26 protein-coding genes are annotated in these 21,123 nt (G+C 55.3%); 8 read left to right on the top strand and 18 right to left on the bottom strand.

Annotation, left to right across the window (positions count from 1 at the left end):
• Positions 1 to 39 precede the first annotated feature (39 nt).
• The gene (znuC, locus tag L2097_RS10060) at positions 40 to 795 is read left to right on the top strand and encodes a zinc ABC transporter ATP-binding protein ZnuC (RefSeq protein WP_047370903.1); all 756 of its coding nucleotides are present in this window, start codon (positions 40 to 42) and stop codon (positions 793 to 795) included.
• A complete protein-coding gene (gene znuB / locus L2097_RS10065; protein ID WP_047370904.1) occupies positions 792 to 1,577 on the top strand; it encodes a zinc ABC transporter permease subunit ZnuB in 786 nt (261 codons plus the stop codon). The genes znuC and znuB overlap by 4 nt, the downstream gene beginning before the upstream one ends.
• Positions 1,578 to 1,658: 81 nt before the next feature.
• On the opposite strand, the gene ruvB is transcribed toward znuB, so the two are convergent.
• The 3 genes from ruvB to L2097_RS10080 form a co-directional block, all read right to left on the bottom strand.
• On the bottom strand, positions 1,659 to 2,672 hold the full coding sequence (gene ruvB / locus L2097_RS10070; protein ID WP_047370905.1) for a Holliday junction branch migration DNA helicase RuvB: 1,014 nt from the start codon (positions 2,670 to 2,672) through the stop codon (positions 1,659 to 1,661).
• Between the two features lie 8 nt (positions 2,673 to 2,680).
• A complete protein-coding gene (gene ruvA, locus L2097_RS10075) occupies positions 2,681 to 3,292 on the bottom strand; it encodes a Holliday junction branch migration protein RuvA (protein WP_047370906.1) in 612 nt (203 codons plus the stop codon).
• A 109-nt stretch (positions 3,293 to 3,401) separates the two neighbouring features.
• Positions 3,402 to 4,271: an SDR family oxidoreductase gene (locus tag L2097_RS10080; RefSeq protein ID WP_250352769.1), complete on the bottom strand. Its 870-nt coding sequence runs from the start codon at positions 4,269 to 4,271 to the stop codon at positions 3,402 to 3,404.
• 95 nt (positions 4,272 to 4,366) lie between these two features.
• Here L2097_RS10080 and L2097_RS10085 point away from each other — a divergent pair, with 95 nt between their 5' ends.
• Positions 4,367 to 5,209 (top strand): helix-turn-helix transcriptional regulator, encoded by an 843-nt coding sequence (locus tag L2097_RS10085; RefSeq protein WP_047370908.1) that lies wholly within the window; start codon positions 4,367 to 4,369, stop codon positions 5,207 to 5,209.
• Here L2097_RS10085 and ruvC read toward each other — a convergent pair.
• Genes ruvC through aspS form a run of 4 tightly spaced genes read right to left on the bottom strand, consistent with a single transcriptional unit; the run spans position 5,181 to position 8,724 of the window.
• A complete protein-coding gene (gene ruvC / locus L2097_RS10090; protein WP_085005950.1) occupies positions 5,181 to 5,702 on the bottom strand; it encodes a crossover junction endodeoxyribonuclease RuvC in 522 nt (173 codons plus the stop codon). The two genes, L2097_RS10085 and ruvC, sit on opposite strands and share 29 nt — an antisense overlap.
• Positions 5,703 to 5,736: 34 nt before the next feature.
• Complete coding sequence (locus L2097_RS10095; protein WP_047370910.1) at positions 5,737 to 6,477, bottom strand: YebC/PmpR family DNA-binding transcriptional regulator; 741 nt, start codon at positions 6,475 to 6,477, stop codon at positions 5,737 to 5,739.
• 26 nt (positions 6,478 to 6,503) lie between these two features.
• A complete protein-coding gene (gene nudB, locus L2097_RS10100; RefSeq protein WP_085005949.1) occupies positions 6,504 to 6,947 on the bottom strand; it encodes a dihydroneopterin triphosphate diphosphatase in 444 nt (147 codons plus the stop codon).
• Position 6,948: 1 nt separating this feature from the next.
• On the bottom strand, positions 6,949 to 8,724 hold the full coding sequence (gene aspS, locus L2097_RS10105; RefSeq protein ID WP_250352770.1) for an aspartate--tRNA ligase: 1,776 nt from the start codon (positions 8,722 to 8,724) through the stop codon (positions 6,949 to 6,951).
• A gap of 268 nt (positions 8,725 to 8,992) precedes the next feature.
• Between aspS and L2097_RS10110 the strand changes: the two genes are divergently transcribed.
• From L2097_RS10110 to cmoB, 5 genes are read left to right on the top strand one after another with little or no spacing between them, the layout of a single operon-like run.
• A complete protein-coding gene (locus L2097_RS10110) occupies positions 8,993 to 9,559 on the top strand; it encodes a hydrolase (protein WP_250352771.1) in 567 nt (188 codons plus the stop codon).
• Positions 9,556 to 10,374: a DUF72 domain-containing protein gene (locus tag L2097_RS10115; RefSeq protein WP_250352772.1), complete on the top strand. Its 819-nt coding sequence runs from the start codon at positions 9,556 to 9,558 to the stop codon at positions 10,372 to 10,374. The genes L2097_RS10110 and L2097_RS10115 overlap by 4 nt, the downstream gene beginning before the upstream one ends.
• 48 nt (positions 10,375 to 10,422) lie before the next feature.
• On the top strand, positions 10,423 to 10,818 hold the full coding sequence (locus L2097_RS10120; protein WP_047370914.1) for an MAPEG family protein: 396 nt from the start codon (positions 10,423 to 10,425) through the stop codon (positions 10,816 to 10,818).
• A 39-nt stretch (positions 10,819 to 10,857) separates the two neighbouring features.
• The gene (cmoA, locus tag L2097_RS10125) at positions 10,858 to 11,601 is read left to right on the top strand and encodes a carboxy-S-adenosyl-L-methionine synthase CmoA (RefSeq protein WP_250352773.1); all 744 of its coding nucleotides are present in this window, start codon (positions 10,858 to 10,860) and stop codon (positions 11,599 to 11,601) included.
• A complete protein-coding gene (gene cmoB / locus L2097_RS10130; protein ID WP_250352774.1) occupies positions 11,598 to 12,569 on the top strand; it encodes a tRNA 5-methoxyuridine(34)/uridine 5-oxyacetic acid(34) synthase CmoB in 972 nt (323 codons plus the stop codon). Before cmoA ends, cmoB begins: the two co-directional genes overlap by 4 nt.
• 114 nt (positions 12,570 to 12,683) lie before the next feature.
• On the opposite strand, the gene cutC is transcribed toward cmoB, so the two are convergent.
• From cutC to L2097_RS10185, 11 genes are all read right to left on the bottom strand, one after another.
• Complete coding sequence (gene cutC / locus L2097_RS10135; RefSeq protein WP_085005944.1) at positions 12,684 to 13,427, bottom strand: copper homeostasis protein CutC; 744 nt, start codon at positions 13,425 to 13,427, stop codon at positions 12,684 to 12,686.
• A gap of 82 nt (positions 13,428 to 13,509) precedes the next feature.
• Positions 13,510 to 14,070, bottom strand: a complete 561-nt coding sequence (locus L2097_RS10140) for a VOC family protein (RefSeq protein ID WP_250352775.1) — start codon at positions 14,068 to 14,070, stop codon at positions 13,510 to 13,512.
• A gap of 108 nt (positions 14,071 to 14,178) precedes the next feature.
• Positions 14,179 to 15,138 carry a YbgA family protein gene (locus L2097_RS10145; RefSeq protein WP_047370919.1) on the bottom strand — a complete coding sequence of 320 codons (960 nt, stop codon included), beginning with the start codon at positions 15,136 to 15,138 and terminating at the stop codon, positions 14,179 to 14,181.
• A gap of 13 nt (positions 15,139 to 15,151) precedes the next feature.
• Positions 15,152 to 15,682 (bottom strand): DUF3833 domain-containing protein, encoded by a 531-nt coding sequence (locus L2097_RS10150; RefSeq protein WP_047370920.1) that lies wholly within the window; start codon positions 15,680 to 15,682, stop codon positions 15,152 to 15,154.
• Positions 15,679 to 16,197: a hypothetical protein gene (locus tag L2097_RS10155; RefSeq protein WP_085005995.1), complete on the bottom strand. Its 519-nt coding sequence runs from the start codon at positions 16,195 to 16,197 to the stop codon at positions 15,679 to 15,681. Before L2097_RS10155 ends, L2097_RS10150 begins: the two co-directional genes overlap by 4 nt.
• Positions 16,198 to 16,202: 5 nt before the next feature.
• A complete protein-coding gene (locus L2097_RS10160; RefSeq protein WP_250352776.1) occupies positions 16,203 to 16,688 on the bottom strand; it encodes a DUF2878 domain-containing protein in 486 nt (161 codons plus the stop codon).
• Positions 16,685 to 17,905, bottom strand: coding sequence for a class I SAM-dependent methyltransferase (locus L2097_RS10165; protein WP_250352777.1), 1,221 nt, complete (start codon positions 17,903 to 17,905; stop codon positions 16,685 to 16,687). The genes L2097_RS10160 and L2097_RS10165 overlap by 4 nt, the downstream gene beginning before the upstream one ends.
• Positions 17,902 to 18,624, bottom strand: a complete 723-nt coding sequence (locus tag L2097_RS10170; RefSeq protein ID WP_047370923.1) for a DUF1365 domain-containing protein — start codon at positions 18,622 to 18,624, stop codon at positions 17,902 to 17,904. Before L2097_RS10170 ends, L2097_RS10165 begins: the two co-directional genes overlap by 4 nt.
• A gap of 1 nt (position 18,625) precedes the next feature.
• On the bottom strand, positions 18,626 to 19,885 hold the full coding sequence (locus tag L2097_RS10175) for an NAD(P)/FAD-dependent oxidoreductase (RefSeq protein WP_085005939.1): 1,260 nt from the start codon (positions 19,883 to 19,885) through the stop codon (positions 18,626 to 18,628).
• A complete protein-coding gene (locus tag L2097_RS10180) occupies positions 19,882 to 20,601 on the bottom strand; it encodes an SDR family NAD(P)-dependent oxidoreductase (RefSeq protein ID WP_047370925.1) in 720 nt (239 codons plus the stop codon). The genes L2097_RS10175 and L2097_RS10180 overlap by 4 nt, the downstream gene beginning before the upstream one ends.
• Complete coding sequence (locus tag L2097_RS10185; RefSeq protein ID WP_047370926.1) at positions 20,598 to 21,032, bottom strand: nuclear transport factor 2 family protein; 435 nt, start codon at positions 21,030 to 21,032, stop codon at positions 20,598 to 20,600. Before L2097_RS10185 ends, L2097_RS10180 begins: the two co-directional genes overlap by 4 nt.
• Positions 21,033 to 21,123 lie beyond the last annotated feature (91 nt).

Here is a 21,123-nt window from a genome sequence, read left to right on the forward strand (position 1 = left end):
ATTATAACATTCGACAACTTGTGCAACCCTTTAAATGCTATGACTAATCTGGTAACGCTGGAAAATGTCTCCGTCAGTTTCGGTCAAAGACGCGTGCTGTCTGACATTTCGCTCACTCTACAACCCGGTAAAATTCTTACCCTGCTCGGCCCTAATGGCGCGGGTAAATCGACGCTGGTGCGCGTGGTACTGGGACTGGTAGCACCCGATACCGGGACGATCAAGCGCGGCAATGCCCTGCGTATTGGTTATGTGCCGCAAAAACTGCATCTCGACGCCACACTGCCGCTGACCGTGGGTCGCTTTATGCGTCTGCGTCCGGGTACCCGAAAAGATGACATTGTTCCGGCACTTAAACGTGTGAATGCCGCACACCTTGTCGATGCCCCGATGCAAAAATTATCCGGTGGTGAAACGCAACGCGTATTGCTGGCGCGTGCGCTGCTCAATCAGCCTCAGTTGCTGGTACTGGATGAGCCGACACAAGGGGTCGATGTTAACGGTCAGGTCGCCCTGTACGATCTCATCGATCAATTACGCCGCGAACTCGACTGCGCCGTATTGATGGTCTCCCATGACCTGCATCTGGTGATGGCTAAAACGGATGAAGTCCTCTGTCTGAATCACCATATTTGCTGCTCCGGCGCACCAGAAGTGGTCTCCACGCACCCTGAATTTATCTCCATGTTCGGCCCTCGCGGCGCGGAACAACTGGGTATTTATCGCCACCGCCATAATCACCGTCATGATTTGCAGGGGCGCATTATATTACGTCAGGGAAATGGACGCGGATGATTGAATTACTGTTGCCCGGCTGGTTGGCCGGGATGATGCTCGCCTGCGCCGCAGGCCCCTTGGGCTCATTTGTGGTCTGGCGCCGCATGTCCTATTTTGGCGATACCCTCGCCCACGCCTCGTTGCTGGGTGTCGCTTTCGGTCTGCTGCTCGACATTAACCCTTTTTATGCGGTGATTGCTGTCACGCTGCTGCTTGCCGCCGGACTGGTCTGGCTGGAAAAACGCCCTCACCTTGCCATTGATACATTGCTGGGGATTATGGCTCATAGCGCCTTATCCCTTGGCATGGTAGTTGTCAGCCTGATGTCGAATATACGCGTCGATTTGATGGCCTACCTTTTTGGTGACCTGCTGGCAGTCACCCCCACGGACCTGCTCTCCATTGCTGCGGGTGTCGTGCTGGTTATCGGGATCCTGTTCTGGCAGTGGCGTAACCTGCTTTCGATGACGATCAGTCCGGAACTGGCATTTGTCGATGGCGTGAAGTTGCAGCGTGTGAAGTTGCTGTTAATGCTGGTCACGGCGTTGACAATTGGGGTGGCGATGAAGTTTGTCGGGGCGCTGATTATCACGTCTCTGCTGATAATACCCGCAGCCACCGCGCGCCGCTTTGCCCGAACGCCAGAACAAATGGCGGGTATCGCCGTGGGCGTCGGCATGATCGCTGTCACCGGTGGGCTAACGTTCTCCGCTTTTTATGACACGCCAGCAGGACCGTCTGTTGTGCTGTGTGCCGCGCTGCTATTCATTTTCAGCATGATGAAAAAAAGCGCCACCTGAGCTTTCGTCTAAGGCCGAAACGCGTGTTTCGGCCTTTCTGCCATGCAGAATATCGCTAATGACGACGGATGCAGGAAAATCTCAGGGCATCTCAGGCGGTGTAATACCAAAGTGGTTCCATGCCCTGACCGTCGCCATGCGGCCACGCGGGGTACGTTGCAGGAAGCCTTGCTGAATGAGAAAAGGCTCCAGTACATCTTCAATGGTTTCGCGTTCTTCACCAATCGCGGCAGCAAGGTTATCCAGCCCCACCGGCCCGCCAAAGAACTTGTCGATGACCGCCAGCAGCAGCTTGCGGTCCATGTAATCAAACCCTTCCGCGTCCACGTTCAGCATATCCAGCGCCTGGGAAGCGATATCATGCGTAATTGCGCCATCATGTTTCACTTCGGCAAAATCGCGCACCCGACGTAGCAGACGGTTAGCAATACGCGGCGTACCGCGCGAACGTCTCGCCACTTCCAGCGCGCCGTCTTCGCTCATCTCCAGCCCCATGTAGCGTGCGCTACGCCCGACAATGTGCTGTAAATCCGCCACCTGATAAAACTCCAGCCGCTGCACAATACCGAAACGATCGCGCAACGGTGAGGTTAATGAACCGGCACGCGTGGTTGCGCCAATTAGCGTAAAGGGGGGCAAATCAATCTTGATTGAGCGCGCTGCCGGGCCTTCACCGATCATGATATCAAGCTGATAATCTTCCATTGCCGGGTAGAGGACTTCTTCAACCACCGGCGAGAGACGGTGTATTTCATCGATAAACAGTACGTCATGCGGTTCGAGGTTGGTGAGCATCGCCGCGAGATCGCCCGCTTTTTCCAGCACCGGGCCTGAGGTGGTTCGCAGATTGACGCCCATCTCGTTAGCAACAATGTTCGCGAGAGTAGTTTTACCCAACCCCGGGGGGCCAAATATCAGCAAGTGATCCAGCGCGTCACCACGCAGCTTCGCCGCCTGAATAAAAATTTCCATTTGCGAGCGCACCTGCGGCTGCCCGACGTACTCCGCCAGTAATTTTGGCCGGATAGCGCGATCTGCAACCTCTTCTGCATTAATAACGCTGTCGGGGGAGACCAGACGGTCTGCTTCAATCATCCTTTACCTCACAACGCGGCGCGTAATGCTTCGCGGATCAGAGTTTCACTGTTGGCGCCCGGTTTAGCGATTTTGCTCACCATCCGGCTGGCTTCCTGAGGTTTATAGCCCAACGCCACCAGTGCGGCAACCGCTTCTTGTTCCGCATCATCTGTATTCGGGCTGGCGGGGGATGTCAGCACCAGATCGGCAGCTGGCGTGAACAGATCGCCATGTAAACCTTTAAAGCGGTCTTTCATTTCGACAATCAGTCGCTCTGCCGTCTTCTTGCCGATACCCGGCAGTTTAATCAACGCCGCAGGGTCTTCGCGTTCCACGGCATTCACAAATTGTTGCGCGTTCATGCCGGAAAGGATAGCCAGCGCCAGTTTTGGCCCTACGCCGTTGGTCTTAATCAGTTCACGAAATAGCGTGCGCTCTTGCTTATTGTTAAAACCAAACAGCAGATGCGCATCTTCACGCACCACAAAATGGGTGAAGACAACGGCTTCCTTTCCCGCCTCCGGCAGTTCATAGAAGCAGGTCATCGGCATATGCACTTCGTAGCCCACGCCTCCGACTTCCATCAGGACTAAAGGGGGCTGTTTTTCCAGAATAATGCCTCTGAGTCTGCCTATCACATGACGCTCCTGCGTTAATGGCCGAAGTAAGAATGCTGTATCATAAAAAAAGGCTGGATAGATATCCAGCCGCTTATTGATGAAAAGCGAAGTGCGTTGACTTACTGGCCTAATATTCCGCCTGGGCGAGGTCGGCAAACAGCGTCGGATGCGTCGGGTTCCAGCCCAATACCGTACGCGTCTGTTCACTGCTTGCGGCCATATCGAGACAAGCAAAATCAGCAAACCAGCCAAAATGGTCCCTCGCCCGCGGCTCAGCAGGTATCCCCAGGTGGTTACCGATAGCCTGCGCAATATCGCGAAACAGGATCCCCTCTTCCGCCGCCGCATGATAGACCGCCTGGGTAACCCCCGTCTCCAGCGCTAACCGATAAAGCCTGGCGGCATCCCGGCGATGCACAGCCGCCCAGCGGTTCTCCACGTCCTCAGGCCAGGCCGAGACGCCTGTTTGCTTCGCAAGCCCCATCAGGATGGGAATAAATCCGTGATCGCCCACGCCGTGGACCGTGGGTGACAGCCGTACCGTTGCTGTCCGCACGCCCTTTTCCGCCAGTGCACGTGCCGCAGGCTCAGAGCGGCGTGGATATGACGGTGCCACAAACGGCAGGTCATTTTCTGTCGCCAGACGCCCCGGGGCAATCATCGCCAGCCCGGAGGTCACCAGCAGAGGACGGTCGCTACCGCGTAACGCATCCCCCAGAACCTGGATGGCACGCTCATCCTGTGCGCAATTCTCGCTAAAGCGTGAAAAATCATGGTTAAAGGCGGTATGGATAACCGCATCCGCACGGTCTGCGCCGTTATGCAATAGTTGATGATCGTCCAGCGTTCCGGTCACCACCTGTGCGCCCAACGCCACCAGCGCCTGCGCTTTTTCCGCATTGCGCACCAGCCCGGTCACGTGATGCCCGGCGGCCAGCAGATCCTCAGCGACGGCTGAACCGACCCAGCCAGACGCCCCCGTCAGAAAAACATGCATAGCTCACTCCCCTTTTGTTGACTCATCACGTGATAGTGATGAATATCCTCAGAGGTGAAAAGTAGTGACATTATCGTGGTATAAGGACTAACAGGATGCAGCGCGATACCCGTCCCACAGAGTTAGGCGATTACCTCAAACACCGCCGTGCGCGTCTTGACCCGGATGCGCTTGGCTTTCATACCGGTCGACGCCGCACCCCCGGATTACGCCGTGAAGAGGTGGCGCACCTGGCCTGTATTAGTGCCACCTGGTACACCTGGCTCGAACAGGGGCGCGGCGGTACGCCCTCAGCAGAGGTACTGGAGCGCTTATGCCACGCCTTACAACTTAGCCCACCCGAACGTGAGCATGTTTTCCATCTGGCGCTCGGTCGCGCCCCTGAGGTGCGTTATACCCCGTCGCTGGCCGTCACGGCGCGGCTGCAAAAAGTGCTGGATTGCATGACGCTCAGCCCGGCGATGATCCGCACCGCGACCTGGTGTGTTCTGGCGTGGAATCAGCCCGCCGCCGTAGTGCTGACCGATTATGCAAAGTTGCCGCATACCGAGCGCAATATTTTGCGGCGTATCTTTCTCGACCCGCAGGTGCGTGAGGTCCAGGCAGACTGGGAAGGCCTGGCACAGTCGCTGGTCGCCGCTTTTCGCGCGGATGCCACCCGCTCAGGCGCAACAGCAGAAGTGAAACCGCTCATAGATGAATTGATGGCCGCATCGCCGCTGTTTGCCGAGCTCTGGCGCAGTAATACCATCGACACGATGGGTGAAGGCACAAAAGTGTTGATCCATCGCGAGGCGGGGAGATTATCGCTGGAGTATTCGAGTTTTGCCGTTGAAGGGCAGCCGGACCTGACGATGATCGTTTACAACCCCTCAACGCCAGAGGATGCCCAAAAGATCAGCGCATTACTTAGCGCAGCCGGCCGCGCGCCAGATTAAGCCGGGTATCGCTCATTTGCATTGCGTTCTGGCTGACATGGCAATGGGTGATAGCAATCGCCAGCGCATCGGCGGCATCCGCCTGCGGGTTCGCCGGAAGTTTCAGCAAGGTGCGCACCATATGCTGAACCTGGCTTTTCTCGGCGCTGCCAATTCCCACTACGGTTTGTTTGACCTGGCGGGCCGCATATTCAAACACGGGCAGATCCTGGTTTACAGCAGCCACAATGGCCACGCCGCGAGCCTGCCCAAGCTTAAGCGCAGAATCGGCGTTTTTTGCCATAAAGACTTGTTCAATCGCGAAAAAATCAGGCTGGAACTGGGTGATGATTTCCGTCACACCGGCATATATTAATTTCAGGCGCGACGGTAAATCATCAACTTTGGTACGGATGCATCCGCTGCCCAGGTAGGTCAGTTGCCTGCCTACCTGGCGAATCACACCGTAACCGGTTACGCGTGAACCCGGGTCGATACCGAGAATGACAGCCATCACGCGTCTCCGGTTATTGCGATAAGTGGCCTCATCACAGAGTAGCCGCAACCTCATCAGAAATTTCACCGTTATGGTAAACTTCCTGCACATCGTCGCAATCTTCCAGCATGTCGATCAAACGCAGCAGTTTCGGCGCGGTTTCTGCATCCATATCTGCTTTGGTTGACGGGATCATGGAGACTTCGGCGTTGTCGGCTTTCAGACCTGCGGCTTCCAGCGCATCGCGCACAGCGCCCATCTCTTCCCATGCGGTATAAACGTCAATGGCACCGTCATCGAAGGTCACAACGTCTTCTGCGCCCGCTTCCAGGGCGGCTTCCATGATAGTGTCTTCGTCGCCTTTCTCGAAAGAGATCACGCCTTTTTTGCTGAACAGGTAGGAAACGGAGCCGTCAGTGCCCAGGTTACCACCGGTTTTGGTAAAGGCATGGCGCACTTCGGCAACGGTACGGTTACGGTTGTCAGACAGACATTCCACCATCACCGCTGTGCCACCAGGACCGTAACCTTCATAAATGATGGTTTCCATGTTCGCGTCTTCATCACCGCCCACGCCACGTGCGATAGCACGGTTCAGGGTGTCACGGGTCATGTTGTTCGACAGCGCTTTATCCACGGCCGCACGCAGACGCGGGTTGGAACCGATATCGCCGCCGCCAAGGCGCGCTGCGGTAACCAGCTCACGAATAATTTTGGTAAAGATTTTACCGCGCTTGGCATCCTGTGCCGCTTTGCGGTGTTTGGTGTTGGCCCATTTACTGTGACCTGCCATAAGAAACTCTCCACTTAACCGTTGATTTATACGGCATGAATTACAAATTCTTCAATCGCCTGCCGGTTGCTCCATGACTTGGTTAACGCGGCCGCTTGCGGCGCATCAACCCAGCGGTAAGCCAGATGTTCAGTGAACACGACCGACCGTTCATGAGGTAGCGCAAGACAGAACCAGGATTCGGTATTGCGCACCACGCCAGGGGCATAGCGATGACGTAAATGTTCAAAAATTTCAAACTCCACCGTGCGCTGACAGTCAATTAAGGCCAGTTGCTCAGTCGCAACGTCAATGGCGACCTCTTCCTTTACTTCACGCGCGGCGGCTTGCGATGCAGACTCTCCCTCCTCCAGGCTGCCGGTAACCGACTGCCAGAAATCGGGATCGTCGCGTCGCTGCAACATCAGCACCCGCTTTGTGTCCTGAGCATAAATAACGACCAGCACAGAAACGGGATGCTTGAATGTCATATTACTTGTTCTCCAGCCCGTCTTTCTTGACCACTTCGATACCCAGTTCCGCCAGGGAGGCCGGGTTAGCAAAGCTCGGTGCTTCGGTCATCAGACACGCAGCCGCGGTGGTTTTCGGGAAGGCAATAACGTCACGAATGTTGTCGGTACCGGTCAGCAGCATGGTCAGACGATCCAGACCAAATGCCAGACCTGCGTGCGGCGGGGTACCAAATTTCAGCGCATCCAGCAGGAAGCCGAACTTCTCGCGCTGTTCCTGTTCAGTAATGCCCAGAATGCCGAACACGGTCTGCTGCATGTCACCACGGTGAATACGCACAGAACCACCGCCCACTTCGTAGCCGTTAATCACCATGTCGTACGCGTTCGCGACCGCATCTTCCGGTGCGGCTTTCAGCTCATCCGCCGTCATGTCTTTCGGTGAGGTGAACGGATGGTGCATCGCGGTCAGGCCGCCTTCGCCGTCATCTTCAAACATCGGGAAGTCAATAACCCACAGCGGTGCCCATTTGTTCTCATCGGTCAGGTTCAGATCCTTACCGAGTTTCAGACGCAGCGCCCCCAACGCATCGGCAACCACTTTCTTGTGGTCTGCGCCGAAGAAAATCATATCGCCATCTTGCGCGCCGGTACGCTCCAGAATCGCTTCGACAATGTCCGCAGTCAGGAATTTCGCCACCGGGCTGTTGATACCTTCCATGCCTTTCGCGCGTTCGGTCACTTTAATGTAAGCCAGGCCTTTCGCGCCGTAGATCTTCACAAAGTTGCCGTATTCATCAATCAACTTACGGGTCAGAGACGCACCGCCAGGAACGCGCAGTGCGGCAACACGGCCTTTCGCATCGTTAGCCGGGCCGGCAAACACCGCGAACTCAACGTTTTTCAGCAGGTCGGCCACGTCCACCAGTTCCATTGGGTTACGCAGGTCCGGTTTATCGGAACCGTAACGACGCTCCGCTTCGGCGAAAGTCATGATCGGGAACTGGCCGAGGTCCACACCTTTAATGTCCAGCCACAGGTTGCGGATCAGTTCTTCCATCACTTCGCGCACCTGCGGTGCGGTCATGAAGGAAGTTTCCACGTCGATCTGGGTGAATTCTGGCTGACGGTCAGCGCGCAGATCTTCATCACGGAAGCATTTCACAATCTGATAGTAGCGATCGAAGCCGGACATCATCAGCAGCTGTTTGAACAGCTGTGGAGACTGCGGCAGCGCGTAGAATTTACCTTTATGTACGCGTGAAGGCACCAGATAGTCGCGCGCGCCTTCCGGCGTCGCTTTGGTCAGCATCGGGGTTTCGATATCAAGGAAACCGTGGTCATCCATAAAACGACGCACGAAGCTGGTAATTTTGGCGCGGGTTTTCAGGCGCTGCGCCATTTCCGGACGACGCAGGTCCAGATAGCGATATTTCAGGCGCGCTTCTTCGGTATTGACCTGGTTGGAATCCAGCGGCAGCGGCTCAGAGCGGTTGATAATGGTCAGTTCGGTGGCAAACACTTCCACTTCGCCAGTCGCCATATCGCTGTTGACGTTTTTTTCGTCACGAGCACGCACGGTGCCGGTCACCACGATGCAGAACTCATTACGCAGTTCGGAAGCCAGTTTGAAGGCTTCGGCGTCCGGGTCGAAGAACACCTGGACGATGCCTTCACGATCACGCATATCAATAAAAATGAGGCTGCCGAGATCACGACGACGATTGACCCAACCACACAGAGTCACCTGCTGCCCCACGTGGGACTTACGCAACTGTCCGCAATATTCTGTACGCATGAGATATCCCTTAACTTTGCCGCAGGCTGATTGTTGCCTGCCGTGCAGGCGACGATGTCGCAGCTTTAGCTGAATGTCACAACTGGATGAAAAAAGGCGGCTATTATACTGGAAATAATGGCACACGATAAGCCCGATACCGCCTGTACGCGCGTTTGCTGCGCACGCTTAGTGCGTATTCTCACAAAAATTAACAAAATTTGTAAACCGGGTGCAGCAGGATACCGCGTAAGGTAAGTGCGACCTCATTCTTTTTTCAGGAGTTATCATGCTTGAACTTAATGCTGCCCACACCGCCCTGGTGGTTATCGATTTACAGGAAGGTATTCTGCCGTTTGCCGGTGGTCCGCACAGCGCTGAGGATGTGGTGAAACGTGCAGCGACGCTGGCTGAGGCGTTTCGCGCCAATAATGCACCGGTGATTCTGGTTCGCGTTGGCTGGTCCGCCGATTTTGCCGAAGCGCTAAAACAGCCGGTCGATGTGCAGGCGGGCGGCCACGCGCTGCCGGAAAACTGGTGGACGTATCCGCTGGCGCTGGGCAAGAAAGAGAGTGACATTGAGGTCACTAAGCGCCAGTGGGGCGCATTCTACGGTACCGACCTTGAGCTGCAACTACGCCGTCGCGGTATCGACACCATCGTCCTGTGCGGGATTTCCACGAACATCGGTGTGGAATCCACCGCCCGCAACGCCTGGGAACTGGGCTTTAAGCTGGTGGTTGCGGAAGACGCCTGCTCTGCTGCCGGCAGCGAACAGCACCAGGGCAGTATGAAAAATATCTTCCCGCGGATTGGCCGCGTGCGCAGCACCCAGGAGATCCTGAGCGCATTATGATTTATCTTGGCCTGCCGCAATGGTCGCACCCGAAATGGGTGCGCCTTGGCATCACCAGCCTTGAAGAGTACGCCCGCCACTTTAATTGCGTGGAGGGCAACACCACGCTGTATGCACTGCCGAAGGCCGAGATTGTCCAGCGCTGGTACCATCAAACCCACGATGCTTTTCGCTTTTGCTTTAAATTTCCGGCGACCATTTCTCATCAGGCCTCGCTGCGCCAGTGTAGCGATTTGACGCAGGAATTTTTCACCCGTCTTGCGCCACTGGAAACACGGATCGGTCAGTACTGGTTACAACTGCCCGCTACCTTTGGTCCGCGCGATCTGCCGGCATTGTGGGCATTTCTGGATAGCCTTCCGGTTGATTTCACCTACGGCGTTGAAGTGCGTCACCCGGAGTTTTTCGCCAAAGGCGAGACGGAACTGTCGCTTAACCGCGGCCTGCACCAGCGCGGCGTCAACCGGGTTATTCTTGATAGCCGCCCCATTCACAGCGCCATCCCGAATAGCGAAGCGGTGATTGATGCACAACGCAAGAAGCCCAAATTGCCGGTACATGCCCTGGTGACTGCGCAAAACCCATTAATCCGCTTTATCGGTAGTGACGACATGGAACAGAACCGTCAATTATTCAGCGTCTGGCTGGAGAAGCTGCCGCAATGGGAACAGCAGAGCACGCCATATCTGTTTTTGCATACTCCCGATAACGGTCAGTCGCCAGAACTCGTGGACGCGCTGTGGAAAGATCTGCAACAGGTAATGCCGTCGCTCGGCACTGCTCCGTCCATTCCGCTGCAATCTTCTCTTTTCTGAATGGATTACTTATCATTGTAAAGCCATCCGCGTATAAAGGGAGTTTGTATGGTAAGCGCGCTGTATGCCGTGCTGGGTGCGTTACTGCTCATTAAGTTTTCATTTGATGTTGTGCGTCTGCGCATGCAATACCGCGTCAGCTATGGCGACGGTGGATTCAGCGAGTTACAAAGCGCCATCCGTATTCACGGCAACGCGGTGGAATACATTCCGCTGGCGTTGGTGTTGCTGTTATTTATGGAGATGAACGGCGCTGAAACCTGGATGGTTCACGTGTGCGGCATCCTGCTTATTGCCGGACGCTTAATGCATTACTACGGGCTTCATCACCGACAGCTGAGCTGGCGCCGTTCCGGTATGAGCGCGACCTGGAGTTCACTACTGCTGATGGTGGTTGCAAACTTGTGGTATATGCCCTGGGAGTTGGTTTTCTCCCTGCATTAGCGCACAATACGCCACTTTGTTTTCCCGGATGTTTACATTATGTCTAACCGCGACATGCTTTTTTCCGCGCCTATCGCCAGCCTGGGCGACTGGACCTTTGACGAACGGGTTGCCGAAGTCTTCCCGGATATGATCCAGCGCTCCGTACCGGGTTACTCCAATATTATCTCGATGATCGGCATGCTGGCGGAGCGTTTCGTTCAGCCGCAGACGCAGATTTACGACCTGGGCTGCTCTTTAGGTGCTGCGACACTTTCCGTGCGCCGTAATATCCATCACGACGGCTGCAAAATTATTGCCGTTGATAACTCGCCTGCTATGGTTGAACGCTGCCGCCGTCATCTTGATGCGTATAAAGCGCCGACGCCGGTCGAAGTTATCGATGGTGATATTCGCGATATCGCTATTGAAAACGCGTCCATGGTAGTGCTGAATTTTACCCTGCAGTTCCTTGTGCCAGATGAACGTCAGGCGCTGCTGGATAAGATTTATCAGGGGCTGAATCCTGGCGGCGCGCTGGTGTTGTCGGAAAAATTCAGTTTTGAAGATGCCAACGTTGGCGAGCTGTTATTCAACATGCACCATGACTTTAAACGCGCCAACGGTTACAGCGAGCTGGAAATCAGCCAGAAGCGTAGCATGCTGGAAAATGTGATGCTGACGGATTCGGTCGAAAAGCATAAATACCGCCTGCAACAGGCCGGTTTTGAACACAGTGAAGTCTGGTTCCAGTGCTTCAATTTTGGTTCGCTGATTGCCCTGAAAGCGGGTGACGCGGCATGATTACGTTCGACCGTTTTTATCAGCAAATCGCCGTCAGTCCCCTGTCGCACTGGTTAGAAACCCTGCCAGCACAGATTGCCGCCTGGCAACGTGAACAGCTTCATGGTCAGTTCAAACAGTGGACTAACGCCGTCAATTTCTTACCGGAGCTGACACCATCGCATCTCGATTTGCTTAATAGCGTCACTGCTGAAAGCGAAATGCCGTTAAGCGCGGGTCAACTGACGCGCATGGAAACCCTGCTGCGCCACCTGATGCCATGGCGTAAAGGGCCGTACTCTCTTTATGGCATCAATATCGACACTGAATGGCGTTCCGACTGGAAATGGGATCGCGTGCTGCCGCATCTGTCCGATTTGCAGGGTCGGACGATCCTCGATGTAGGCTGCGGCAGTGGCTATCATATGTGGCGCATGATTGGCGCGGGGGCAAAGCTGGCGGTGGGTATCGACCCCACACAGTTGTTCCTGTGTCAGTTTGAAGCAGTGCGTAAGCTGTTAGGTGATGATCGTCGCGCCCATTTATTGCCGTTGGGTATTGAGCAACTTCCGGCGCTGAACGCCTTCGATACCGTTTTTTCAATGGGTGTGCTGTATCACCGCCGCTCGCCGCTGGAACACCTCTGGCAGTTGAAAGATCAACTGGTGAAAGAAGGTGAACTGGTTCTGGAAACGCTGGTGGTCGAAGGTGATGAGCATACTGTTCTGGTGCCGGGTGACCGCTATGCACAAATGCGTAATGTTTACTTTATTCCTTCGGCGGCGGCGCTGAAAAACTGGCTTGAGAAGTGCGGCTTTGTTGATGTCCGTATCGCCGATATCTGCCCGACCACCACAGAAGAACAGCGCGGTACGTCCTGGATGGTGACGGAATCGCTGGCTGATTTCCTTGATCCAAATGACAACACGAAGACCATTGAAGGCTACCCGGCTCCGGTGCGCGCCGTGTTAATTGCACGTAAACCGTGACGAGCGACAAAGCCTTTCTCCAAAATATATAGACAAAAAAAGGCCCCTGTTAATGGCAGGGGCCTGGTACGAGCAAGCATCATATTGGGCGACATGATGCGCGGTAAAAACGGGTTATGGGCGATGCTGAACAATCATTGTCTTCATCACCGCCACTGCCTCGCCGTCCACACCATAGCGCGAATACTCATCCGCGGCGGCGTCCGACGACATGGACAATCCTTTATTGCGATAACGCATGGGCGACGGTGTCCAGATACCTGCCGAGCTGTGAACTTCTTTCACACCCGCGTCAAGAAAACGCTGCAGGTTCGCTGCACGGACACCCGCACCAGCCATAATGATTGGAACACCTGAATGGGTATTTAGTTCCATAATTAATGAAAGACCTTTTTCTGCGCTCGCCTGCTGACCCGATGTCAGGATGCGGGAAATCCCTAAATCCCCTAATTTTTCAGCAGCTTCACGCGGTTTTGCACACATATCGAAAGCGCGATGAAAAGTCACCGCCATGTCCCCTGCCGCCTCAATAATCTGCTGCATACGCGGCATATCAACATTGCCGTCCTCATCCAGTACGCCAGTCACCATTCCCGGGAAACCCAGTTCGCGGATGGTCTGGATATCGTCAAGCATGGCGGAGAACTCATCGTCGGCGTAGCAAAAATCGCCTCCGCGCGGACGCACAATCGGATGCACAGGGATGGTCACCCGCTGACGGGCGGCTTTAAGCATCCCGAGCGAGGGGGTCAGCCCCCCTTCTTTCGGCGCGGCGCACAGTTCAATGCGGTCGGCCCCATTTTTCTGCGCGATCTCCGCACAGGTTGCGCTGTAGCAACATATTTCCAGTAATGTCATCTCTTCTCCCTTTAAGATGTAGCCTTCTCAGCATGGCATTTTCTGACAACCTGCATACGGAGCCGCCTCACAGAGCGAAATTCTATTGCTCGCTGGCGACAATCTCTTCTATCGACCAGGGGTGAAATTTGACGGTGACTTTACCATCCGTCACGGCAAGCGTGGGGTTTGGCAGACGCTCACGATCGCCCTTTGGCGAACTGGTCTTCACCACAATCCCCGGCTGGCTCAACCCTTCATCCGATAGCAGCGCCAGTGCGCGGGCATTGAGGGTTTCCGGCTCACCCCTCAGGACTATTTCGATATGCTCCCATCCCTCATGCGGATAACGTTTTTCCCCAGGCCATGGCAGTTCGACCACGGTAAATGCCCAGTGCGCTACCTGCACTGGCTGAGATAAGGTGAACAGGCAGATAGGTCGGCCATTGATAAGGTTTTCTGAGAGCAGCTCGCCGCACTGTTCAAAGCCGCGACGCCAGCGTTCAGCCGTCGCATTCTGATGGCAGCGCAGCGAGATATGGTCAGCATTGAGGTCACGGATATCCAGGCCCAGTCGGCTTACAAGGTGTGTCAGATCCTCAATGAAACGCGGGAGATCTGCAGCAATATCCTGCAGTTCGTCGATATGTTGCCAGCCAGCCATTATTTATTCCCATGCGATGAATTCGGGCGATACTTTACCGTGTTATGCGCCTGTCACCAACTCAGGTCGTGCAGTGGCGCCGCCGGACATAAACGCCACTGCCGAATATCATTTCAGATTGAGGCGAAGCCCTAAATCGTTGGGATAGGGATTGAAATAGTTTTGTGCCAGCAGATACTGGTCTGGATATTCACCAAGATAATGTTTGAGCAATGTTATGGGGGCCAGGATCGGCAGCAACCCTGCGCGGTAATGCAGAATCACCTCTCGCAGCTCGCCACGCTGACGCGGCGTAAGCTGGTTGCGAAAATAGCCCTGAATGTGCATCAGCACGTTAGTATGGTTTTTGCGGGACGCCGGATGTTTGAGGATCGCCATCAGCTTTTCCCGGTAAGCGTCGAAAAACGCATCCAGATTGTCCCACTGAGAAAGTGACGCGACAAACGGTCCGATTTCACGATATCCTGCCTGATGATGCGCCAGTAGCTGGAGTTTGTAGCGACTGTGAAAATCGAGCAGGCTGTGACGGGTCAGGCCTCGTTCCCGCAGGGTATTGAGCTCATGCAAAGCGAATACCCGCTCCACAAAGTTCTCACGCAATACCGGGTCGTGCAGGCGACCGTCTTCCTCGACCGGCAGCCACGGGTATGCTGCGAGTAACGCACCGGTGAAACGCCCCACGCCCTCTTTGCGCCCTCGCCCCCCTTTTTCATCATACAGTCGCACACGTTCCATACCGCAACTCGGTGATTTCGCGCAGACGATAAAGCCAGCCAGTTCAGCCACCCGTGGCAGATACGCCGCGGTGAAGTCATCTATTTTTTGTGTGACGTCCTCATTCGGCGCCTGGCTAAAGCGCATCCGGGTCTCTCCGCTGGCGGTCTGAACCAGACGCAATGCCGGTCGGGGAACGGGTAGCCCCATGGCCATTTCCGGGCAAACAGGGCTAAACGTCACCCACTGGGCAAGTTCGTCCATCACAAAGCCCATGCGCTTATGCCCGCCATCGAAACGCACAGCCGAGCCGGTCAAACAGCCACTGATACCAATCGTCGGTTGAGTTTTCATACCCCTCTCCTTTTTATTGTGCTTTTCGGGTGAAAAAGAGCGTGACCGTTGCTACGGTAATGCCGAATTTCTTCATGGCAGTTTTGTTGAAGAGGTGTGTATCGTCCTGCAGATACATCCAGTCATCAAAGTGTAGCAGCCAGGTACTCCCGTCAGCCTTCACGTTCATGCTGTAGCGCCAGTTGAAGGCATTGCCTGCCGCCTGACCGCGTGCGACACCTTCAATATCTCCGGCCGTCCCTTCGTAGCGATCGTTACCGATACGCCGTATATGCCACACCCGCTGCTGTTTTTCGCCATCGTCATAGACAAAGTTTTCGTTGAGCGTCAGCGTATCGCCCACCACGTCGCCCTGTATGTCAACATGGAAACGACGCAACTGTTTGCCACTGCGGTCTTGTACCATGCCCCAGGCTTCGGTCTTGCCACGAAAATAGTGAAAGATATCGAGCTGTGGCTGTTGATGCTGGTAGTCATTTATCTCGCTACTACAGCCTGTCAGCATTAAGAGCAGCGTCAACCCAAGCGCCAGAATGCGTTTCATTTTTCACCTCCGATGAGCTGCTGACGCAGCGTGGGGTATTGCGTATGCGGATCGAGCCAGATGGCAAGAAAGTTGATACTGAACGCCAGGGATTGCTGAGGGCCCAGCGGAGTAAAGGTTTTTTCCGCCGCCGATGCGCGATACCAGAACTGTCCTCGCTTCTCACGAAGAACAAACGCCAGTTGCGTGCCGGAACTGACATCCGGCCAGAGGGTGGCAAGGGTGTGTAGCCAGGTCTCGCTCTGCGCTTCCCGCGTCAGTATTCCCAGCGCCCGCCACTGTTCGCGCGTCGCATCGACCAGTTCATCGCGCGTAATATCCCGTGCGTAAGTAAGGATTAACGCCTGGTCCTGATCTGCTGCGATATACCGCCCCTGCGGGGTGCGTAGTTGCGAGGTATAAACGGTAAAGGGACCCCAGGTTAAGGTAGCGTCACCGGTTTTGCGCCAGTTTAACCAGTCAGCGGCACTGGCTAAGGGAGCGGCGGCTATCAGCAAAAGCAGAGCAAAGCGCAGAGACTTCATTGCCGCCTCCCCATTAATAAATGGAAAAAAAGCGCCAGTATCAGCCATCCAAGTCCGAGCCAACTCAACACGATAAAGTTCGGTTGCAAGAACGTCATCGCGCCCAGACGTTCCCCCATATAGTAAGCAACCGGGCCACCGAGCGTTGCCAGTAGCGCCAGCGTCCAGCCCGGCAATGCACTGGCGCGAGTAAGCCGGGTCCAGACGACGGCAAACATCAGCCAGAGCGCCACCATCCACAGCGGCAATACCCCATCGCCACTGAAACTGATTAGTCCCGTAAGCGCCCAGGCGGCATCCAGCGAGCTACCAGCGACGGCCAGCAGCAGGGCATACACGCGAAGCGCGGGCGCGAGCATGACGCAGGCCAGCATCGCCAGTGCGAGCCAGACAACAACGCCGCGCTCACGAAACAGCACCACCAGCGTCCAGTAAAGATCGAACGCTATTGCCATCAGGAAGATCTGCAGATGGCGGTTCATACCCGCTCCGCAGTCAATTGCACCACACTGATAGTGCGTGCGTTGAAACCCGCTTCACAGTAACCGAAATAGTAAAGCCATATGCGGCGGAAACGCTCATCAAACCCCAGCTTTTCAATGTCTTGCCAGGCATGAACGAAACGCTGACGCCACTGGGCAAGGGTGCGGGCATAATCGGGCCCCATATCAAAGATATTACGCACCACAAAATCGGTATGGCGGGTCATCAGGTTATTCATCACCGTTATGCTCGGTAAGAAACCGCCGGGAAAGATGTAACGCTGGATGAAATCGACGCTTTTACTGTAATCGCTGTAGCGCTGATCCTGAATGGTGATAGCCTGAATCGCCATTTTCCCCCCCGCGCGCAGGCGTGCCTGACAAGTCCGGAAGAAGGTCGGGAGATAGTGTTTTCCTACCGCCTCAATCATCTCAATCGAAACCAGCTTGTCGAACTGTCCGGTCAGGTCGCGATAATCACAGAGCAAAACCTCAACCCTGTCCTGTAAACCCGCCTGAATAATTCGCGTCTGAGCCCATTTGTACTGCTCACGTGACAGCGTGGTGGTGGTCACCCGGCAGCCATAATGACGTGCGGCATACTCGGCCATTGCCCCCCATCCGGTGCCAATCTCCAGCAGGTGATCGTCAGGCGTTAGCGCCAGTTGTTCACACAATCGCGCCATTTTTGCCTGCTGCGCGCTGGCGAGATCCTGATCGGGCGCGGTGAACAGCGCGCTGGAATAGAGCAACTGCTCATCAAGGAAATGGGCGTAAAAAAGATTCCCCAGATCATAGTGAGCGGCAATATTTTCCCGCGCCTGCTGACGCCCGTTGCGTCGCGTCCAGTGGCGTAGCCGCTCTATCGGGCGCCCCAGCAGACGAAAGCCGCTTTCGAGCTTCCCCAAAACCGGGCTATTGAGCGCTAAAATCTGCAACAGCGGGGTAAGCTGATGCGTCTCCCACTCACCATCCATCCAGGCTTCCGCCGCCGCAAGACTCCCACCGGTCAGCAAACGCCAGTAAACGACCGGGGAGAGGATCTGCACTTCTGCGCGCAACGCTGCAGCCGTGTCGCCAAAATGAAAAGTCTGCCCGCCTTCACGGAGCGTGAGAGATCCCACACGTAAACCCTGCAGAAGGCGAAAGAGCAACCAGCGCGCGACACGGGCATTACGCGGGATATCGGGTTCAAGCGCAAACACGGGATCGGTCATGAGCGTTCACTCCTGCTAACGGGATGATTGTAAAGGGGTACGCGTTTAAGCCACAGACGCAGCGCCTGCCAATAAATAGCCATCACGGTCTTGAGCGTCATAAGCGGAATACGCAACAGCAAAGAAGTGAGTGTCGCGCGTGTCAAAGGGCGTCGGGCCAGAAGCAGCGTCGCGTCGAAGACCTTCTCCTCCTGATGGTTTTCGATATGCATATGCAACGTTTTGCCGGGGCGGTTGAAGCGCCAGTGATAGACCATATCCATCGGGTTAAACGGGGAAACGTGGAACGCTTTTTCCAGCGGAGAAGCATGTTGTCCGTTTACGGCATAATAATGCCGTTCATTCCAGGGCGTATTGCGCACCTCCGCCAGTACCCAACGCAGGGTTTCGTTCTGGTCGTAGCAGTAATAGAAATTGACCGGATTAAAATGAAAGCCGAAATAACGCAGTTGAGTGAGCAACATAACGCGCCCCTGTGGTCGATCACCGGTCAACGCTTCCAGCCGTTCGAGAACCTTCGCCTTAAGCGGCGATCCCAGAGGGTAATCCTCGTCATAAAAGGCGGCTGCGGCAAAGCGGTTACGACGGATGCCAGCCATCGGTAGCGTGTCCAGCTCATCGAGATCGAGCCACGCCATAAATACGCGATAGTGGAAATGGTGCGCCCTGGGCTGATGACGCCGATGGCGTAAAACGCCTTCATAAAGGCAGCTGTTCATTTTACTGCCCCTCCCCGGATGCGATGCCGTGTACCACATCCAGCGCGCTGCGAACGCCATCCTCATGAAAGCCGTTGTACCAGTAAGCGCCGCAGTACCAGCTACGCTGACGACCATTAATCTCACTGCGCCGCGCCTGCGCCCGCCAGCTTTGCGGGTTAAACAGCGGGTGCTCATAAACAAAGCGTTTCCAGACGTAGCGATCGTCAATGGGCATGTCCGGGTTCAGGGTGACGCAGAATAAAGGCGCGCCCTCGGGCAGACCTTGCAGAATATTCATGTTGTAGGTCACGCACGCGCTGGCCTGATCATGTTCGCTCAGGCGGTAGTTCCAGCTTGCCCAGGCGCGTTCGCGTTTCGGAAGCCAGCGCCGGTCACTGTGCAAAACCACCTCGTTACGCTGCCAGCCAATGCCACCCAGAATGTCTGTTTCCGCAATCGTTGGGTCCGCCAGCATCGCCAGCGCCTGTGCGGAGTGGCAGGCGAAAATAACGTGGTCAAACGTATGGGTCGCGTCGGCAAGATGGATTTCCACGCGCGTATCGTGGCGGGTAATACGCTGTACGGGCGTATTGAGGCGCAACGTCAGGCGGTCGCCGAGTTGATCGAGGATGGCGCGGACATACTCACGTGAACCACCAGGTACCACATACCACTGCGGACGGTGGGCCACGTCCAACAGACCGTGATTCTCAAAGAAGCGCAGAAACAGCGGCAACGGGAAACGCCGCATCTCTTGCAGGGATGATGACCAGATGGCAGCGCCCATCGGCAGAATGTAATGGCGGGCAAAAAAGGCGCTGAAACGGTGTTCATCGAGAAAGTTTTGCAGTGTGGCTTTTTCATCGATGTTGCCTGCCAGAGCTTGTTTTGCCTGACGGTTAAAACGCACGATATCGCTGAGCAGATGCCAGAAAGCCGGGTTAACAAGATTTCGGCGCTGGGCAAACAGCGAAGCAAGAGTGTGTCCGTTATATTCCAGCCCGCTTTGTGGATTGTGGACGGAAAAACTCATTTGCGTTTTTTGCCCGGTAATACCTAATTCGCTGAGCAGCCCCATGAAACGTGGATAGGTGCGATCGTTGTAAACGATAAAACCGGTATCAATGGCCCAGATCCCCTGGGGAGTAGCGACATCCACGGTTGCCGTGTGGCCACCGGGGGTGTTTTGCGCTTCAAACAGCGTCACCTTGTGATGACCGGTCAGCCGCCATGCGCAGGTCAGCCCGGCAATGCCGCTACCAATAATTGCAATGTTCATGACCGTACCATCCTGCGCAACAAGGCCCGCTGCATAAACGCGGGAAGAGAAGAGAGCGTGCGTAGCAGCAACCCAAAAGCGCCCGGAAACGCGATATGTTTCTTGCCCTTTGCCAGACCCCGGCGAATGGCCGTAACCGCCTGCCCGACGCTCACCTGACCAGGCATAGCAAAATCGTTTTTACGGGTCAGCGGTGTGTCGACAAACCCCGGTGAGACAACGGTGACGGCGACCCCTTTCGGCTCCCAGTCCAGGCGTAAACTGTCAGCAAACCAACTGAGCGCAGCTTTTGACGCGCCGTAAGCTTCGGCACGGGGGAAAGGCAGCCAGTGGGCCATCGAACTGACCAGCACAACGCGACTTCCAGGCTTGAGCTGTGCCTGGAGCGCGGCAAGGCAATTCACCGGCCCAAGAAAATTGGTGCTCATCACCCGCTCGACAAGGGCGGCATCTACCACCCCATTTTCCAGGTATTCGCACGTACCCGCACAGAGAATAACCAGATCGGGATGGCAGTCCGCCAATGCGTGGCGACTAGCGTCCCTGCCTGTCATGTCGAAAAGACGCACACTGATGTTGGGGCTGAATTGTTGTAGTGCGTTCAGACGCGATGGATCGCGCCCGCAGGCGATGACAAGGTAGTCATCTGCAGCGAAGGATTTAGCCAGCCCGGCACCAATACCTGAGCTGGCGCCCGTAATAAGCACCGTTTTCATGCGCGGACCCTCTTTTTCACACCGCGAACCGCCCAACCCAGTAAGGGAAGATGCTCATAAAGCATCTCTCCGGCGTCGTAATAATCACGCTGATGCAGGACGTGCTCCCCCTGAACGGACACTACCGAACACCCTGGCAGAGATAGAAGTTCGTTCCCGCGGATATGAGGATGCGACCAGTGCATGGTCCAGGTCACCGCAAAACGCTGACCGTCACAAAGCGGGGGATCAATAGAGAAACGACACTGTTCAACATTCGCCAGCAGATGGGTGAAGTAACGATGGATAGCGACGAACCCTTGATGCTCGCCAAACGGATCCTGCAATACGGCATCGGGATGATAGAGCGCGCTTAGCGCCGACGGCGGCTGGCTGTCCAGTTCTGCATAGTAATGAATAAACCGATCGATAACGGACTGTATGGTGCTCATCGTCCTACCCTTACCGTTGACCTAATGCGGAGATCGCCTTCTCTAAAACTTACACAATTACTTATATTTGTCCAAGTTTTATTGCGTAAAT

Origin of the sequence: Citrobacter sp. MNAZ 1397 (assembly GCF_023613995.1) — a bacterium.
Lineage (GTDB): Bacteria > Pseudomonadota > Gammaproteobacteria > Enterobacterales > Enterobacteriaceae > Phytobacter > Phytobacter ursingii.

Bases quoted from the DNA above. Each gene is read 5' to 3' on its own strand.
- znuC (WP_047370903.1), top strand. From the start codon at position 40: ATGACTAATCTGGTAACGCTGGAAAATGTCTCCGTCAGTTTCGGTCAA.
- znuB (WP_047370904.1), top strand. From the start codon at position 792: ATGATTGAATTACTGTTGCCCGGCTGGTTGGCCGGGATGATGCTCGCC.
- ruvB (WP_047370905.1), bottom strand. From the start codon at position 2,672: ATGATTGAAGCAGACCGTCTGGTCTCCCCCGACAGCGTTATTAATGCA.
- L2097_RS10080 (WP_250352769.1), bottom strand. From the start codon at position 4,271: ATGCATGTTTTTCTGACGGGGGCGTCTGGCTGGGTCGGTTCAGCCGTC.
- L2097_RS10085 (WP_047370908.1), top strand. From the start codon at position 4,367: ATGCAGCGCGATACCCGTCCCACAGAGTTAGGCGATTACCTCAAACAC.
- ruvC (WP_085005950.1), bottom strand. From the start codon at position 5,702: ATGGCTGTCATTCTCGGTATCGACCCGGGTTCACGCGTAACCGGTTAC.
- L2097_RS10095 (WP_047370910.1), bottom strand. From the start codon at position 6,477: ATGGCAGGTCACAGTAAATGGGCCAACACCAAACACCGCAAAGCGGCA.
- nudB (WP_085005949.1), bottom strand. From the start codon at position 6,947: ATGACATTCAAGCATCCCGTTTCTGTGCTGGTCGTTATTTATGCTCAG.
- aspS (WP_250352770.1), bottom strand. From the start codon at position 8,724: ATGCGTACAGAATATTGCGGACAGTTGCGTAAGTCCCACGTGGGGCAG.
- L2097_RS10110 (WP_250352771.1), top strand. From the start codon at position 8,993: ATGCTTGAACTTAATGCTGCCCACACCGCCCTGGTGGTTATCGATTTA.
- L2097_RS10115 (WP_250352772.1), top strand. From the start codon at position 9,556: ATGATTTATCTTGGCCTGCCGCAATGGTCGCACCCGAAATGGGTGCGC.
- L2097_RS10120 (WP_047370914.1), top strand. From the start codon at position 10,423: ATGGTAAGCGCGCTGTATGCCGTGCTGGGTGCGTTACTGCTCATTAAG.
- cmoA (WP_250352773.1), top strand. From the start codon at position 10,858: ATGTCTAACCGCGACATGCTTTTTTCCGCGCCTATCGCCAGCCTGGGC.
- cmoB (WP_250352774.1), top strand. From the start codon at position 11,598: ATGATTACGTTCGACCGTTTTTATCAGCAAATCGCCGTCAGTCCCCTG.
- cutC (WP_085005944.1), bottom strand. From the start codon at position 13,427: ATGACATTACTGGAAATATGTTGCTACAGCGCAACCTGTGCGGAGATC.
- L2097_RS10140 (WP_250352775.1), bottom strand. From the start codon at position 14,070: ATGGCTGGCTGGCAACATATCGACGAACTGCAGGATATTGCTGCAGAT.
- L2097_RS10145 (WP_047370919.1), bottom strand. From the start codon at position 15,138: ATGAAAACTCAACCGACGATTGGTATCAGTGGCTGTTTGACCGGCTCG.
- L2097_RS10150 (WP_047370920.1), bottom strand. From the start codon at position 15,682: ATGAAACGCATTCTGGCGCTTGGGTTGACGCTGCTCTTAATGCTGACA.
- L2097_RS10160 (WP_250352776.1), bottom strand. From the start codon at position 16,688: ATGAACCGCCATCTGCAGATCTTCCTGATGGCAATAGCGTTCGATCTT.
- L2097_RS10165 (WP_250352777.1), bottom strand. From the start codon at position 17,905: ATGACCGATCCCGTGTTTGCGCTTGAACCCGATATCCCGCGTAATGCC.
- L2097_RS10170 (WP_047370923.1), bottom strand. From the start codon at position 18,624: ATGAACAGCTGCCTTTATGAAGGCGTTTTACGCCATCGGCGTCATCAG.
- L2097_RS10175 (WP_085005939.1), bottom strand. From the start codon at position 19,885: ATGAACATTGCAATTATTGGTAGCGGCATTGCCGGGCTGACCTGCGCA.
- L2097_RS10180 (WP_047370925.1), bottom strand. From the start codon at position 20,601: ATGAAAACGGTGCTTATTACGGGCGCCAGCTCAGGTATTGGTGCCGGG.
- L2097_RS10185 (WP_047370926.1), bottom strand. From the start codon at position 21,032: ATGAGCACCATACAGTCCGTTATCGATCGGTTTATTCATTACTATGCA.